The 16,176-nt window shown below is 57.8% G+C and carries 12 protein-coding genes, 1 other RNA gene, 1 riboswitch and 1 other annotated feature; of the genes, 8 read left to right on the top strand and 5 right to left on the bottom strand.

What is annotated here, in order from left to right:
• Positions 1-97: 97 nt before the first annotated feature.
• Positions 98-480, top strand: an RNA gene (rnpB, locus tag JD108_RS13735) — RNase P RNA component class B.
• A 103-nt stretch (positions 481-583) separates the two neighbouring features.
• Here the strand turns inward: rnpB and asnB are convergent.
• Positions 584-2,440: an asparagine synthase (glutamine-hydrolyzing) gene (gene asnB / locus JD108_RS13730; protein WP_198826626.1), complete on the bottom strand. Its 1,857-nt coding sequence runs from the start codon at positions 2,438-2,440 to the stop codon at positions 584-586.
• Between the two features lie 151 nt (positions 2,441-2,591).
• Between asnB and JD108_RS13725 the strand changes: the two genes are divergently transcribed.
• The 5 genes from JD108_RS13725 (at position 2,592) to JD108_RS13705 (ending at position 6,581) form a co-directional block, all read left to right on the top strand.
• Positions 2,592-2,903, top strand: a complete 312-nt coding sequence (locus tag JD108_RS13725) for a hypothetical protein (protein WP_198826625.1) — start codon at positions 2,592-2,594, stop codon at positions 2,901-2,903.
• 109 nt (positions 2,904-3,012) lie between these two features.
• Complete coding sequence (locus JD108_RS13720) at positions 3,013-4,077, top strand: HD-GYP domain-containing protein (RefSeq protein WP_198826624.1); 1,065 nt, start codon at positions 3,013-3,015, stop codon at positions 4,075-4,077.
• Positions 4,078-4,212: 135 nt separating this feature from the next.
• A complete protein-coding gene (locus tag JD108_RS13715; protein ID WP_228728143.1) occupies positions 4,213-5,073 on the top strand; it encodes a universal stress protein in 861 nt (286 codons plus the stop codon).
• A 189-nt stretch (positions 5,074-5,262) separates the two neighbouring features.
• Positions 5,263-6,123 (top strand): deoxyribonuclease IV, encoded by an 861-nt coding sequence (locus JD108_RS13710; RefSeq protein ID WP_198826622.1) that lies wholly within the window; start codon positions 5,263-5,265, stop codon positions 6,121-6,123.
• A 62-nt stretch (positions 6,124-6,185) separates the two neighbouring features.
• The gene (locus JD108_RS13705) at positions 6,186-6,581 is read left to right on the top strand and encodes a hypothetical protein (protein ID WP_198826621.1); all 396 of its coding nucleotides are present in this window, start codon (positions 6,186-6,188) and stop codon (positions 6,579-6,581) included.
• A gap of 83 nt (positions 6,582-6,664) precedes the next feature.
• Here JD108_RS13705 and argS read toward each other — a convergent pair whose 3' ends face one another.
• From argS to JD108_RS13685, 4 genes are all read right to left on the bottom strand, one after another.
• The gene (gene argS / locus JD108_RS13700; protein ID WP_198826620.1) at positions 6,665-8,380 is read right to left on the bottom strand and encodes an arginine--tRNA ligase; all 1,716 of its coding nucleotides are present in this window, start codon (positions 8,378-8,380) and stop codon (positions 6,665-6,667) included.
• Positions 8,381-8,437: 57 nt separating this feature from the next.
• Positions 8,438-8,691: a binding site (T-box leader), on the bottom strand.
• A gap of 43 nt (positions 8,692-8,734) precedes the next feature.
• Positions 8,735-9,214 (bottom strand): hypothetical protein, encoded by a 480-nt coding sequence (locus JD108_RS13695; protein WP_198826619.1) that lies wholly within the window; start codon positions 9,212-9,214, stop codon positions 8,735-8,737.
• Positions 9,215-9,281: 67 nt separating this feature from the next.
• Entirely contained in the window at positions 9,282-10,169 is an 888-nt protein-coding gene (locus tag JD108_RS13690; protein ID WP_198826618.1) for an effector binding domain-containing protein, read from the bottom strand.
• A 138-nt stretch (positions 10,170-10,307) separates the two neighbouring features.
• The gene (locus JD108_RS13685) at positions 10,308-10,412 is read right to left on the bottom strand and encodes a YjcZ family sporulation protein (protein ID WP_198826617.1); all 105 of its coding nucleotides are present in this window, start codon (positions 10,410-10,412) and stop codon (positions 10,308-10,310) included.
• A 199-nt stretch (positions 10,413-10,611) separates the two neighbouring features.
• Positions 10,612-10,712, top strand: a riboswitch (SAM riboswitch).
• 101 nt (positions 10,713-10,813) lie between these two features.
• Here JD108_RS13685 and metH point away from each other — a divergent pair.
• Positions 10,814-14,260: a methionine synthase gene (gene metH / locus JD108_RS13680; RefSeq protein WP_198826616.1), complete on the top strand. Its 3,447-nt coding sequence runs from the start codon at positions 10,814-10,816 to the stop codon at positions 14,258-14,260.
• 30 nt (positions 14,261-14,290) lie between these two features.
• Positions 14,291-16,159: a bifunctional homocysteine S-methyltransferase/methylenetetrahydrofolate reductase gene (locus JD108_RS13675; protein WP_198826615.1), complete on the top strand. Its 1,869-nt coding sequence runs from the start codon at positions 14,291-14,293 to the stop codon at positions 16,157-16,159.
• The last annotated feature ends 17 nt before the right edge of the window (positions 16,160-16,176 follow it).

The raw sequence follows: 16,176 nt of genomic DNA, 5'->3' as shown, positions 1-16,176 counted from the left end.
TTATTCACAATTTGCCAGTGTTTCCAGCAGACATTGGTTGACGGTAGCAGTCGCAATATGATACATTATTTGTTGCCGATTCATTCGAGTGGGCAAGGAATGTGGGTAGTCGCTGCCGCGGCCTTCGGGTCGGCGGTAGAGGAAAGTCCAGGCTCGCCCAGACTGAGATGTCTGGAGTGTTCGTACCTGGTGCAAACCAGGGCAGTGAGGCTTCGGCTTCGCTGACGGCGCAGAAAGGGTTCTCCCTGAGACCCGAGTACGCTGAAAGTGCCACAGAAACGTAGCTTTCCTGGCGACAGGAAAGATGGAACGCGGTAAACCCTGCGAGCGAGAAACCCAAATTTGGTAGGGGAACCGTCCTGAAGGAATTCAACGGAGGGACGGATGGCGCCTGGTGCGCCATAGATAGATGACTGCCGCTCTTGGTGCGAGGAGAGGATCCGTTTGCAGCACGGGAGAGACAGAACCTGGCTTATAGCATTCCTTGCTTCCTACGTGAAGACAAAAACCGTCTGAGATTCAGACGGTTTTTTTATATGTTCGGGACATGCGGATGGAACGCGCTCCGGCTTATTTCCGAAGTTCAGGAAGTGACGGTGACCTTGTAGGTCCGCATCCACAGATCGATGGAGGCCAAATAGGCAAACATCTGCGGGCCGCCCATCAGCTGTCCAAAATAAGGCTTGCCGGATGCCGGCGCTTCCCCCTGAGCAAAACGCTTCACGGCCGTAACGTCGATCAATGGCCGGAGCGGAGAGTCCGGGTCGTCCAGCACTCCGAGCAGCCAGGAGCGAGCCGCTTCCGTGTAGGCGGGATGATGCGTCTTGGGGTAGGGGCTTTTTTTTCGGTACAGGACCTCTTCCGGGAGAATTCCCTCCAGAGCCAGCCGCAGAATGCCTTTTTCCCGATTGCCTGTGTTTTTCATCTCCCACGGGATGTTCCAGACGTATTGGATCAGCCGGTGATCGCAAAAAGGGACCCGGGCCTCGAGACCGGCGGCCATGCTCATGCGGTCCTTCCGATCCAGCAGTGTGCTCATGAACCGCGTGAGATTGAGGAAAAACAGTTCGCGCTGCCGCGCTTCGGCGGGATTCTCGCCGGGCATCCGGGGCACTTCGTCCAGCGCCTCTTCATAGCGCCGTTTGAGGTACGCCTCCGGCTTGATCCATTCCCTCATCTCGGGGGACAGCCAGGCCGCCCGCTCGCTGGTGGCTTGCAGCCAGGGAAAAGACCGCTGGCCCGGAATCTCCCCACGGTAAAACCAGGGGTATCCGCCGAACATCTCATCCGCGCATTCCCCGGACAGGACGACGGTCGTCTCCTTTTTGATCTCTCGGCAGAACAGATACAGCGAACTATCCACGTCGGCCATCCCGGGCAGGTCACGGGCCTGAAGAGCGGCGCGCAGCGCATCGGTCAAGGCCGTATTCTCCAGCAGGACCGTTTGATGCTTCGTGCCGAAGCGATCCGCTATCAGCCGGACGTAGGGAGCGTCGTCGCCCGGCTGGTACTCGCTCGTCTGAAAATGGCGGTCGTTGTCTGCGTAGTCGACTGAATAGGTGCGCAGCGTGCCGCGTCCTTCCTCCGCAAAGACAGCCGCAGCGATGGCCGTGATCGCACTGGAGTCCAGCCCTCCGGAGAGCAGGGTGCCGATCGGTACATCGGATATGAGCTGCCGGGCGATGGAGTCATAGAGCAGCTCGCGGATGGCCAAAGCCGTCCGGCTGAGATCATCCTCATGCGGGTGGCTGACGAGTCCCCAGTATTTCTGCTCCCGCACGCCATCGCGCGTGACTGTCAGATGATAGCCCGGGCGAAGTTCCCACACATTTTGAAAAACCCCGTGACCCGGCGTGCGGGAAGGGCCGAGTACGAAGATTTCCGCCAGTCCTTCCTTGCCGACCTCAGGCTCAACCAGCGGATGGGCCAGCAGTGCTTTCAGCTCCGACCCAAAGAGAAAGGCACTCTTCCGTTGCGCGAAAAAAAGCGGTTTGACGCCCAGGCGATCACGGGCCAGAAAGAGTCGCTGCGCTTTTTCCTCCCAGACGGCAAAGGCGAAGATGCCGTTTAGCTTATGCAGGCAATCGGCCCCCCACTCCATGTAGGCGGCGAGCAATACTTCCGTATCGGAGTGGGAGCGGAAGCGGTGGCCGCGGCCGATCAATTCCTGGCGCAGATCGGCGGTATTGTACAATTCACCGTTGTAGACGAGCGTATACGCTGTTCCGTCATCCCGCCGCCTCGTCATCGGCTGCCTGCCTCCTGCGGGATCCACGACGATCAGGCGGCGATGACCAAAGGCTGCGTGCTTGGAGGGGGAGAACCAGATCCCCGCTTCATCCGGTCCCCGATCTGTCAATGCTTTTGTCATGGCTTCCACGAGGGCGGGCTCGCTTTGGACATCCCGCTCCCAGTCGATCCATCCGGTAATTCCGCACATGGTCATCACCACTCCTGTATTCATTTTTTTGGCAAAAGCTATCATATGCCGATGAAACCGTCTGTTTGTCTGTCCCTGTTTCGAAAACCGAAAAAAATGAATAGCGGCCAGTCCTCTTGTTCACGCTAAAGAGAGAAAGGGGGGAGCGGGAATGAGCAGTGACAAAGAGACCAAGCCGACTACCGGATTGGATGTCTACGAGCGAACCCGAAAATCGCTCCTGGAGTTGATTGAGGAATTGGGCGAGGCGATGGACGAAGCCGATGCGGACGCCTACAAGCGAAAAGGGTACGAGATGATCGGACACTACTTTCGCACACCCGTACATACCGGCGAGCTGATGCTGACCTTAACGACCGTGCTGGAGGATATCCTGCACAAGCTGGAGATGACGCAGCAAGGCGAGCAGGTCACCATGGTCAGAGGGCCATACAGTGTGATGAAACGAAAGGAAGACGAGTGAGGAAAAGGCCCCGAGCGGCCTTTTTTTTGCCTTCCTCTCCCATTTTTCGTGGTAAGATAGGGAGAACCGAACGCAACAGGGGAGTAGGAAATCAGGAGGACGACCCCATATGAAATATGTCAGCTTGGAACAAGTGGAGCCGGGAGATATCCTCGGCCGAAGCATTTACACAAGTGACGGACTGACCCTGCTGCAGACCGATGTGCAGCTCACCGTCGGAATGATCAATAAATTGCGCCGTTATGGCGTGACGATGATCAGCATCAAAGACCCGCATCTGCAGGATGTAAAAACAGAAGAGGTCCTGACCGAAACGACTCGAAAAGACGCCATTCGCAACCTCTCCGGGGCCATACAATGCGTTCAGGCCGGCAAAGAGGTGGATGTGCGCGGACTTCAGAAATCGGTGAACCATATCGTCGACGAGACCTTGCGGAATCGTCGCGTCCTTTTAAACCTGGGCGAAATTCGCACCAATGACAATGCGCTGTACATCCATTCTCTCAACGTGTGCATGATGGCGACCGTCATGGGAGTAGGCCTGGGGTATTCGGTAAACCAGCTCAAGGAATTGGCCATCGGCTCCCTGCTTCACGACATCGGCAAAGTGGCGCGGGACGAAGGGGAGACTTCGATCTACAAGCAGGACAGTCTGGAGAGCCATCATACCTGGACAGGCTTTAACCTTTTGCGGAAAAAACACGAGATGAGCATCGTATCCGCGCATATCGCGCTGCAGCATCACGAGTGGGTCGATGGGAGCGGAGTCCCGCGCGGACTGACCGGAGGGGAGATTCACGACTTCGGAAAAATCGTCGCCATTTGCAATGCGTATGACAATTTCATTTCGCCGTTTTCGACAGAAGAGGAGACGCTTCAGCCGTACGAGGCATGCGAGCGCATCATGGGCCTTGCGGAAAAACGTTTTGACCACGCGATGGTGGTTCACTTTTTGCGGACGATTGCGATGTACCCGACGGGCACCTCGCTGCGATTGAGCACCGGCGAAGTGGGCGTTGTCATCGATCAGAACAGGGGCCTGCCCTCCCGTCCCGTGGTGCGGATCATCCGCAAAGAGAGAGCCGGCCATCACCGTACAGGAGAGGACCATGAGATTCGCGACGTGGATTTAAGCGAAGAGCCAACCATTTTTATCACAGGCATCTTGGAGTAAAAAAGTAGAAATCAGGGAGTGCGGCGTGAAAGATCAGGGAGTTTCCCTACTTACGGCATCGGGACCATCCTCTACAATGAAGACAGAACAGGGCAATGCTGCTCCCGCCCGAGTTGTGAAGATAAAGGATGATGCATGATGCCAAGAATTTTGGTCCCGGTCGATCAAACGCCCCAATCCATGCAGGCCGTCAAGTTCGCGCTCGCACTGGCAAAGCAGGAGGACAGCCTTACCCTTCTCCACGCCATTCCTCCGTTCTCCGCGCGCTTTGTCGTCAATCAGCTGGGCAACAAGCCCGTCGAAGAGTTTCAGCTGGAAGAGGCCAAAGAGGATCTGAAGAGCATCGAGGAGCTCGTGCAGGCGAGCCAGGTGCCCTGTGAGATGGTCATTCAGTTTGGAGAGCCGCCTGAAGTCATTGCCGCCCATGCGCGCGACGGGTACGCGGCGATCGTCATGGGGACGCACGGCTATGGCCGGATGACCGGATTTTTGATGCAAAGCGTCAGCTATCCGACGATTCATGATGTGGATATCCCTGTCTTTTTGGTGCCGGAGGATGCCCAAGTCAACGAAAAATGGAAGACCGTCCTGGTCGCTGTAGACGGATCCGACCATGCCAAGCGGGCGACGGCCCAGGCCATCCGGCTGGGCAAAGAGCAGGGGGCCCGGTTCATCCTGCTGACCGCTGTGATTCCTCCTGCCAGCTATGCAGGCGTGTACGGCATCGGCTGGGAAGATGCGGCGACCCTGGAGGAATGGGGAGAACAGACGCTCCGTCCGTATCGGGACATGTTCGAGGCGGCGCAGGTTCCCTATGAGAGCAAAGTCCTGATCGGCGATCCATCGATGTCAATTAAGGATGTCGCCCATGAAAGCGGGGCCGATGTGATCGTGCTCGGTCATCACGGCTTGGGCGGCGTAGCGGGAACCCTGATGGGCAGCGTCACCTTTAAAGTCATCCACCGTACCCGCACGCCGCTGTTAATCGTCAAGTAATGCATGCCGCTCGCTTCCTACAGGAGCGGCAGGACTGTCCAGATGCGTGGACAGTCCTTTTTTAATGACAAGGGTGCCTTCGTACGGTCGAACCACCCTCTCCTTTCAAGGGGGAAAACAAAATGGAGAGTGAAACGGTACGCGAGTGGGGAGACTGGATAGCAAACAGCACCGAGAGGGGGATTACGCGTGCGCATCGGCTGCCATATCAGCATCCGAAACGGTTATCTGGGAGCCGCCCGGACTGCCTATGCCATCGGAGCCAATGCCTTTCAGTATTTTCCTAAAAATCCGCGCAGCATGGGCATCAAGGACTTTGACAAAAAGGATGCGGAGGCTTGCCGCCGCTTCAGCCGGGATCACGGACTCCGTTCCATCGCACATACTGCCTATCCGATCAATCTCTGCGCGGCGGAGGCGGAGCTGTATGAATTGACGGTCAGACATCTGCGCAATGACCTGGAGATCGCGGAAGCATGCGGATCGCTCGGTGTCGTCGTCCATTTTGGACACTTCAAAGGGCCGGATCCGCTGGAAGGGTACAAGCGGATAATCCAGATGCTGAACGAGCTTTTGGCGGACTGGAGCGGCCAAGCCAAGATCCTGCTGGAGAACAACGCCGGAGTGGGCGGACGGATGGGGACCACCATCGAGGAGCTGCTGCAGGTGCGCTCGCTGCTCGCGGCACCGGAGAAAGTCGGCTTCTGTCTGGACACCTGCCACGCCTTCGCCAGCGGACTGTGGCGCGGGGACAATTGGGACGAGGTGGCGGAGCGGATGAGAAGCAGCGGCTATTTGGCCTTGCTGGGAGCGGTTCATCTGAATGACTCCGTCTACCCGTGCTGTTCCTGCCGTGACCGCCATGCCCCGATCGGCAGGGGAGAGATCGGGGCGGAAGCCATCGCCCGTTTCTTGCAGACGCCCGAGCTGGCCGATCTGCCGATCATCCTGGAGACGCCTGCTCCGGCAGACGGCGGCCATCAACAGGAAATCGCTCTCGTCCGGCAGCTGGCGCAGACCGAGGACACACGTCTGCCTGTGGAAAAATGAACCGCGTGTATGGTAGAGTGAGGGATGGAATTGTCTGTTGCAGAACCGAGGAGGAGCCTTACGTGAAAAGACGAGTAAAAGTAACCATTGAAGATTTTACCAACCTGCAGGAGAACCTGAACGATCCGGCGGAGCTCGCTCTCTATCAGGGAGCCAACGGCCATACATACGATGCGGAAATCGAGCACGACGGCTACGCCATCATCGATCTGACGGAAGAGGATTACATCGAGCTGGCCCCCGGCGAGTACCAGATCATGATCGAGGAATGGACGGCGGCAGGCGCGATCGGGGCGTACAAGCTGGAGACCAAGTCGGACCCGGCTGACGACAAGTCCCTGCTGTACCGCCTCGTCGATGAGGGGGGACAGGTGCAGGAGGAGCGCTCTTTGTCCAAACAGGCAGTGGAGCAGCTGGCCAAGGTCTGGTTCGGGAAGCCGGCGAGAAAAGAGGATTGACAGGAAAATGGGAAAAACCGCTGAAGGCTTGCATGCCAAGCTTCAGCGGTTTTTCTGCAGTTGTCGCTTTTTATTGCGGTCTCTTACATCTCTTCCGGTGCAGACAGGCCGAGGATGCGCAACCCTTCCTTCAGCACGACCACGACTGCGGCCACCAACTGCAGACGGGCGGCTTTCACCGCTTCTTCCTCCGCGAGGATGCGGACGTTGGCGTAGAACTTGTTGAAGGCCTGTGCCACATCGATCACGTATTTCCCGATTTGGGACGGATCAAACTGGCTGGCCGCGCGGTCAATCACTTCCGGGAAGGCATGGAGCAGGGTGACCACGGCCCAAGCTTCTTTGCTGTCCAGTGCTTCCGCTGTCAGGGAGACGGAAGTGTTTGGCGTGTAGCCGCCCTTGCGCAGGAGGGAGCAGGCGCGCGCATGCGTGTACTGGACGTACGGCCCGGTTTCGCCTTCAAAGGTGAGCATCTCTTCCCAGGAGAAGTTGATGTCGTTGAGGCGATAGTTTTTCAAGTCGTGGAAGATGACAGCCCCCACGCCTACCTGGCGGGCGACGGCTTCCTTGTTCTCCAGCGAAGGATTTTTTTCCTCGATCACTTTTTTGACATCCTCGATCGCCTGCGTCAGCACTTCTTCCAGCAGGACGACCTTGCCTTTGCGCGTAGACATCTTTTTGCCGTCTTTCAGCATCATGCCGAACGGCACATGATACATCTCTTTTGCCCATTCGAAGCCCATTTTTTCCAGCACCTTGTAGAGCTGCTGGAAGTGGAGGCGCTGCTCGTTGCCGACCACATAGAGCGCCTTGGCGAAATCGTAGGTGTCGTGGCGGTAGAGAGCGGCTGCCAAATCGCGCGTCGCGTACAGGGTCGCGCCGTCCGACTTTTTGATCAGGCAAGGCGGCATGTCGTACTCATCCAGCGTCACGACCAGGGCGCCGTCCGATTCTGTCAACAGTCCTTTTTCCTCCAGCAGCGTGACGACGCGGTCCATCTTGTCGTTGTAGAAGGCTTCCCCGTGCGTGGAGTCGAAGCTGACGTTCATCAGCTCGTAGATTTTCATGAATTCCTTCATCGATTCGTCGCGGAACCACTGCCACAGGTGGAGCGCTTCGGCGTCTCCGTCCTCCAGCCTTTTAAACCACTCGCGTCCCTGATCCTCCAGCGAGGGATCGTTTTCCGCCTCCTCGTGGAAACGGACATAGAGGCTGAGCAGCTCCTTGATCGGCTCCGCTTTTACCTTTTCCTCGTCCCCCCACAGGCGGTAGGCGACGATCAGCTTGCCGAACTGCGTGCCCCAGTCGCCCAGGTGGTTGATCCGCACGGGGCGGTAGCCATGCTTTTCCATGATGTTGGCGATCGCATTTCCGATCACGGTGGAGCGCAGATGGCCCATGGAAAACGGCTTCGCGATGTTGGGCGAGGAGAGGTCGATCGGCACATTGCGTCCTTGGCCGATGTCACGGCTGCCGTAGGAGGAGCCTTCGGAGAGGATGGTGCTGATGACCTGCGCCGCTACCTCTTGCTGGTCGAGAAAGAGATTCACGTACGGGCCGGCCGCCTGTACCTCGCGAACGGGGGCCCCGGCGATCTGTCCAGCCAGTTCCGCCGCGATCATCGGCGGTGCCTTGCGCAGCGCTTTGGCCAGCTGGAAGCAAGGAAACGCGACATCGCCCATCGCCGGGTTCGGCGGAGTCTCCAGCATGGCGCGGACCTGCTCCGCATTCAGGGTATCCACACCCATTTGGGACAAGGCCTTCGAAATCATTTCGGCCACTTGATGTTTGTAACTCATAAGTCGAAAAACTCCTTTCACGATGAAAAAATAAAAAACCCCTGCGTCTCCGTACGAACAAGAGACGAGAGGTATGCTCCCGCGGTGCCACTCTTCTTGCCATGCTGCCCGATTTTCCCCGGCAGCATCGCCGCTTTTTCTGCGCTAACGGGCAGTCCCGGCAGACCTGTTGCCATTTTGGAATGTCCGCATGGCCGTCCAGTCTGCAATCTCCGAGGTGCGCTTCCTGTCGCCGTCCTGCACCGGGCTTTCACCATCCCCGGCTCGCTTGGGCATGTCAGGCGGAGTACTGTCCTCATCATCGATCCCTGTCATTCCTTTTAGTATAGCGAAAAAGGGAGCGCTTCTGCAACTTTATTCATCCGTTTTTTTGATGATCTCGTCCAGATCGCGAAACAGGTCGCGCGTCAAGGCTTCCTTATCATCGGCGTCCTCCCACTTCCGCTTGAACTGCTGCAGCTTGGCCAGCAGGGCCAGTTCCGCTTCGGCGTCCTTTTCCAGGTCGTGGTTTTCGCTGGGGTCAAACGGCATCAGGCGGTCGTCGGTGCCGCTGCGCAGATAGGCACGCTTCCACTGATCCGGAAACTGGTACGGCTGTTCGCCGAAGAGGATCGCGAGCACGTCGTCGGAGGCAAGCGGCAGGAAATGATCAAACTCGTCTTTCCGGCCGCCCTCGGACAAATTGATATGGGTAAAGGAATAGCGCAAATAGTGTTGGCCATTTTCCCGATCCTTGACGATCGCGTACGTCTCGAAATCGGTCTCATCCAAATTCTTCACCGTTTCCAGACGGGAGAGGAATTCCTGTTTTTCTGTGGGAAGTAGTGGATCCAAAGCGTTTCGCTCCTTTTGCTTGGCTTCGGTCTCATCATAGCAAAAGGGGATGGAGATGACAATTTGCTCAATCTACCGGTATGTAGATTTTCATTTTGATCAGATCGGGATAGGAGGAGTTCACCACATCGGTGATTTCGAAGTCGGGTCCTTCTCTCCGTTCGTAGTTGGAAATGGGCAGCCAGATACCGTAGATGTAGGAGCGAACATGCTGTGGCTGCTCGAATCCGCCGCTCACTTTGAATTCGGCGTATTTCCCGGGGGGCAGTTGAAAATGGACGAAGCCCTCGGGGAGCGCGCGGGTCGGCTCAGCGTCCAGCAAGGCGGCGTTTACCTCTTCCCCCACGATAAAGGAAAATCCGCCGTCATCCCGGAAGTCGCAGGAGATGCCGTAAGCCATATCCGGGGCGGTCTTGTGGGGAATGTGCTGGAAGTACTGCTTGCTGCCAAAATCGGCATAGAACTGGGGAATGTCGGCGAGGTATTGTTCATGGCGCAGGTTGGTCTGATAGCGGTAGCCGATGATGTCGATGGCATTCCATTCCACGATGGTCGGTTTGTTCACGGATAAGGTCCCCTTTTCCTTTTTTTGATAGGCAAAAAAGTTCATCTTTTTTTGCAAGGGAAGCGGCGTGGCGGCTCTCCGGTATTTGGCGGGCGTGACGCCAAAACAGGCTTCGAAGGCGCGGGTAAAGGCCTCTTGCGAACCGTATTGATAGCCAACGGCGATCTCCAGCACGTTTTTCTGGGTCTCCTTCAACAGCACGGCAGCCTCGGACAGCCTTCTCTTGCGAATGTATTCCTGCACCGAAAAACCGGTGATGGCCTGAAACAACCGCTGAAAATGAAAGGCGGAAAAACAGGCTTTGGCCGAGATTTCGGTGATCGGCAGCTCTTCCTGCAAATTCTCTTCGATATGCTCAATGGCTGCCTGAATTCTTTCAAATGTATCCATGCGTTCACCTTTCTCCCAATAGTTGATACCCCTATTGTACAGGGAAGAGCCGGCATTTTTTTGATTTTTTGTGCTCTTTGCGGGAAAAACGAAAAAAGAAGCCCGGCATTATCCAGGCTTCTTCCTCAAGCAGTCCCCTTAGTTGTCGCAGCTGCACCCTACGATGACCAGCAGGATAAACAGAACGAGCACCAGGGCGAAGTTGTCGTCAAAGAAGTTGTTTCCGCAATAGGATGTACTCATGTTTGTTTTCCTCCTTTCCGTTATGTTTTAGTCTATACACGAATGCGGGGAATCGTGTGGGCGGATGACTAGGGATGGCAAATATGGGCGATGCCAAGAAAAAGAATGGCATTTTCCTCATTGACGCAGAGGAGGGGGGGTGTTAAGATAACTTTCAAACATTGCAATAACTGGAATGAATCGAATAGCAAAGCAACATCTCTTATCCAGAGAGGCAGAGGGACTGGCCCAATGAAGCCTCGGCAACCGGATTTTTCAGGTGCCAATTCCAGCAAAGCCCTGTGCTTTGAAAGATAAGAGGATGTGTCGGGCGTTTAATCTATTCGCGGACAAAATCCTCTTCTGCACAGGAGAGGATTTTTTTTGTACTTCAATAGCAGCCTGTAGAGAGGGAGTTAACCATGAAAACAAATTTTCGTGAACAACTTTACCGAAAAATTCTGATACTGGACGGCGCGATGGGGACCATGCTGCAGCAAGCCAATCTGACAGCGGAGGATTTCGGGGGAGATGCGTACGACGGCTGTAACGAGCTGTTGAACCTGACGCGTCCGGATGTGATTCGCTCTATCCATGAGAAGTACCTGGAGGCAGGCGCCGATATCATCGAGACCAACACCTTCGGGGCGACTTCCATCGTTCTCGCCGAGTACGACGTGGCGGACAAGGACCTGGAGATCAATATCGCGGCAGCCAAGCTGGCGCGCGAAGCGGCGGATGCCTACTCGACGCCGGAGTGGCCGCGTTTTGTCGCAGGGGCGATGGGGCCGACGACCAAGACGCTCTCGCTGACAGGCGGCGTCACCTTTGATGATCTGGTGGAGTCCTACTACCGCCAGGCCAAGGGACTGCTGCTCGGCGATGTGGACGTCTTGCTGCTGGAGACCTCCCAGGACACGCTGAACGTCAAGGCAGGAGGCATCGGGATTCGGAAAGCATTCGAGGTATTGGGGAGAGAGGTGCCGGTGATGCTTTCCGGCACGATTGAGCCGATGGGAACCACCTTGGCCGGTCAGAACATCGAGGCCTTCTACGTCTCGCTGGAGCATCTGAAGCCGATCACGATTGGCCTCAATTGCGCGACAGGACCGGAATTCATGCGCGACCACATTCGGACGCTGTCCGGGCTGGCCGAGTGCGGAGTGAGCTGCTATCCCAATGCGGGGCTTCCGGATGAAAACGGCCATTACCATGAGACACCGCAGGGGCTGGCGTCCAAGATCAAGGCGTTTGCGGAGCAGGGCTGGCTCAATGTCGCGGGAGGCTGTTGCGGCACGACCCCCGAGCATATCCGGGCGATGGCGGAGGCCCTGCGGGATGTGACCCCGCGTAGGCCGCAGCAAGCCGAGGTCAGCGCTGTATCGGGGATCGATGTGGTCTACGTGGAGCAGGACAACCGGCCGCTCCTCGTCGGAGAACGGACAAACGTCATCGGGTCGCGCAAATTCCGCGAGCTGATCGCAGGCGGCCACTATGAAGAAGCGTCCGACATCGCGCGGGCTCAGGTGAAGCGGGGCGCCCATGTGATCGACATCTGCCTGGCCGACCCGGATCGCGACGAGTACGCCGACATGGAGAAGTTCTTGCAGTTTGTCGTCAAGAAGGTAAAAGCGCCGCTGATGATCGACTCCACCGACGCTAAAGTCATGGAGCTGGGCCTCAAGTATTCCCAGGGAAAAGCGATCCTCAACTCGATCAATCTGGAGGACGGCCTGGAGCGTTTCGAACAGGTCGTGCCGCTGATCCATAAATACGGGGCCGCTGTCGTCGTCGGGACCATCGACGAAACCGGCATGGCCGTCACCGCCGAGCGAAAGCTGGAGGTGGCGAAACGCTCCTATGATCTGCTGGTGAACCAGTACGGCGTGAACCCGCGGGACATTATTTTTGACCCCCTGGTCTTCCCGGTGGGGACCGGAGATGAGCAGTATATCGGCTCCGCCAAAGCCACTGTGGAGGGCATCCGCCTGATCAAGGAGGCGATGCCGGAGTGCAAGACGATCCTCGGCGTCAGCAACGTCTCCTTTGGCCTTCCGGCGGCAGGACGGGAAGTCCTCAACGCCGTCTTTATCTATCACACGACGCTGGCTGGCTTGGATTACGCCATCGTCAACACGGAAAAGCTGGAGCGCTACGCCTCCATTCCCGAAGAGGAGAAAAAGCTGGCAGAAGCCCTCCTGTTCGATACGACAGACGAGACACTGGCGGCTTTCACCGAATTTTACCGGCAAAAGAAAAAGGAGACAGGCATCGAAGTATCTTCGCTCACGCTGGAGGAGCGGCTGGCGCGCTACGTCGTCGAAGGCTCCAAGGACGGGCTGATCGATGACCTCAAGCTGGCTCTCGACAAATACGCGCCGCTGGAAATTATCAACGGGCCGCTGATGAGCGGGATGGAGGAAGTGGGCCGGCTGTTTAACGCCAACCAGCTGATCGTCGCAGAGGTGCTGCAGAGCGCGGAAGTGATGAAAGCGTCTGTATCGTTCCTGGAACCGTTTATGGAAAAAACGGAATCGGCCGCCAAAGGGAAAATCCTGCTGGCTACGGTAAAAGGGGATGTGCATGACATCGGCAAAAACCTGGTGGAAATCATCTTGTCCAACAACGGCTACGAAGTGGTCAATCTCGGCATCAAGGTGCCGCCGGAGCAGCTGATCGCCGCCTGCCGCGAAGAGAAGCCGGATGCGATCGGCCTCTCCGGACTGTTGGTCAAATCGGCCCAGCAGATGGTGATCACGGCGCAGGACTTGCGCGAAGCGGGCATCGATATTCCGCTGATGGTGGGCGGTGCGGCTCTGACGCGCAAATTCACCTCCAACCGGATCGCTCCCGAGTACCGAGGCATCGTGCTGTACGCCAAAGACGCGATGGACGGGCTGGAGCTGTTCAATCGACTGCAAAATCCGCAGGAGCGGGAGCAGCTGATCGCCGAACAGGAGCAGGCCCAAGAGACGGCTTCTGTCGAGCAGCCGGCGCCGGAGGCGGAGAAGTCCACAAAGCCAAAGCGCTCCGCTGTAAGCCGGACGGTGCCGATCCATCTCCCGCCTGACTGTGAGCGGCATGTGCTGCGCAACTACCCGCTCAGCCATCTTCAGCCGTACCTGAATCTCAGAATGCTGCTGGGCAAGCATCTGGGCGTGCGGGGCAATGTCGAGAAGCTGATCGCCAGCGGGGATGAAAAAGTGACGGAGCTCAACGACCTGGTTCAGGAACTGCTGGCGGAAGCCGTCCAGACCGGCACGATTACCGCAAACGGCATCTACCAGTTCTTCCCGGCCCAGGCGGATGGCGACCAGATCCTGATTTACGATCCGCATGATCAGACCAGGCTGCTGGAGCGCTTTCAGTTCCCGCGCCAGACGGAGGAGCCGTATCTCTGTCTCTCCGACTTTCTGCGTCCCGTCGAGAGCGGCGAAATGGATTATGTCGGCTTTCTGGCGGTCACGGCGGGAGGAGGCATCCGCGAGCAATCGGAACGCTTGAAACAGAATGGCGATTACCTCCGTTCCCATGTCTTGCAGGCGCTGGCATTGGAGCTGGCGGAGGCGTTTGCCGAGCGGGTCCACCACGTGATGAGGGACAGCTGGGGCTTCCCCGATCCAGCCGACATGACGATGCTGGAGAGATTCGGAGCGCGCTATCAGGGGATTCGCGTCTCGTTTGGATACCCGGCCTGCCCGAGCCTGGAGGATCAGGCGCAGCTGTTTCGGCTGATCAGGCCGGAGGACATCGGCGTTCAGCTCACAGAAGGCTTCATGATGGAGCCGGAGGCCTCTGTCACAGCGATGGTGTTTGCCCACCCGGAGGCCCGGTATTTCAATGCAGGACCGTCGGTTTTTGACCTGTAGGTGATCGATATGGGGAGAGAAGGGATCCAATTGTCTAGAAAAAAGAGAGAGTTGCGTGCGTATTTGCAGGAAAACCTGCTGGTCGGGGACGGAGCGATGGCCACCCAGCTCTACCGGATGGGCGTGCCGGTTGGCGTCAGCTTTGAGGAGCTCTGCCTCTCCAGCCCCCAGCTGGTCCATGATGTACACAAGGCTTATTACGAAGCGGGAGCCAGGCTGCTGGAGACGAATACCTTCAGCGCCAATCGCGACGCGCTGTCCCGGTACGGGCTGGAGCATAAGGTGACGCGGATCAACCGGGCGGCCGTCGCCATCGCGCGGGAAGCCGCACAGGAAGATGCCTTTGTCGTCGGCAGTGTCGGCTCCATCCTGGCGGGCCGCGTGCGGCAGAAAGTGCTCGATGAATTCCGCGACCAGTACGAGGAGCAGGCGATCGCCCTGCTGCATGCCGGCGTGGATGGTTTGATCCTGGAGACGTTTTTGGATGTAGAGGAACTGCTCCTCGCCATCAATGTGATCCGTCCGCTCACCGACCTGCCGCTGATCTGTCAGCTGGCGACATTGGAAGTCGGAAGGACGCGGGACGGCTACACCTTGACCGAGGCTTTTGCCCAGCTCCAGCAGGCCGGGGCTGACATCATCGGCCTCAACTGTCGTCTCGGTCCCGCAGAAATTCTGCGCTCTTTTGAGCAAGCGCAGGTGCCGGAGGGGGCCCTCCTGTCGGCCTTCCCCAATGCCGGGCGGCTGGGGCTGGCCGACGGCGAGTACGCCTACAAGTCGTCGCCGGAGTATTTTGCCGAAAGCGCCCTGCGCCTGCGCGAGCAAGGCGTGCGGCTGATCGGCGGCTGCTGCGGGACGACCCCCGAGCATGTCAAGGCGATGGCGGATGCGCTCCGCGGCCTGGCGCCGCAGCCGCGGATCAATCCCGTCATAGCCGATCCGGAACGTACGTCTCCGTCGGCCCATTACGTGCGGGACCCCCAAAAACCCAGCATTGTCGAGCGGGTCAAGACAGGGACGACGATCATCGTCGAGTTTGATCCGCCCAAAGATCTGGATACGGAAGGCTTCATCCAGGGCTGCTGTGAGCTGCACGCCGCAGGTGCGGACAGCATCACGCTGGCGGACAACTCGCTGGCCAACGTGCGGATGAGCAACATGGCGCTGGGTGCGATCATGAAGGGGCAGTACGGCATGGACCCGTTGATTCACATCGCCTGTCGCGACCGGAATCTGATCGGGCAGCAGTCCCATCTGATGGGCTTGCACGCGCTGGGCATTGACCAGGTGCTGGTGGTGACCGGGGACCCGTCCCGGTTTGGCGATCTGCCCGGGGCCAGCTCCGTCTTTGACGTCACCTCGTTTGACCTGATCCGGATGGTCAAGCAACTGAATGAGGGAATCTCTTTCTCCGGCAGACCGCTCAAGCAGAAGGCGCAGTTTATCGTGGGCGCGGCGTTTAACCCCAATGTGCGGCAGATCGATGCGGCCATCAAGCGGCTGGAGAAAAAAGTGGAGGCGGGGGCCGATTTCATCATGACCCAGCCGGTATATGACGTGGAATCGATCCGGTTGGTGCATGAATCGACCAAGCATATCGGGATTCCCGTCTTTATCGGGATCATGCCGCTGACCAGCTCCCGCAATGCCGAGTTCCTGCATAACGAGGTGCCGGGGATCAAGCTCTCCCAGGAGGCCCTGGAGCGGATGCGCCGGGTGCAGGGGGAGGCTGCGCGCCAGGAAGGGATCAAGATAGCCAAGGAACTGCTGGATGCCGCCATCCCGGCTTTCAACGGCATCTATCTGATCACGCCGTTTAACTACTACCAGATGAGCGTCGAGCTGATCCAGTACGTGCAACAAAAGAGCAGCCTGCTGCAGACGTCCGGGCAGATTTGAGCCGAACCGGACTGAGA

It is taken from the genome of Brevibacillus composti (assembly GCF_016406105.1).
GTDB classification, from domain to species: Bacteria; Bacillota; Bacilli; order Brevibacillales; family Brevibacillaceae; genus Brevibacillus; species Brevibacillus composti.
This window is presented reverse-complemented; position numbering and strand designations above follow the sequence as displayed.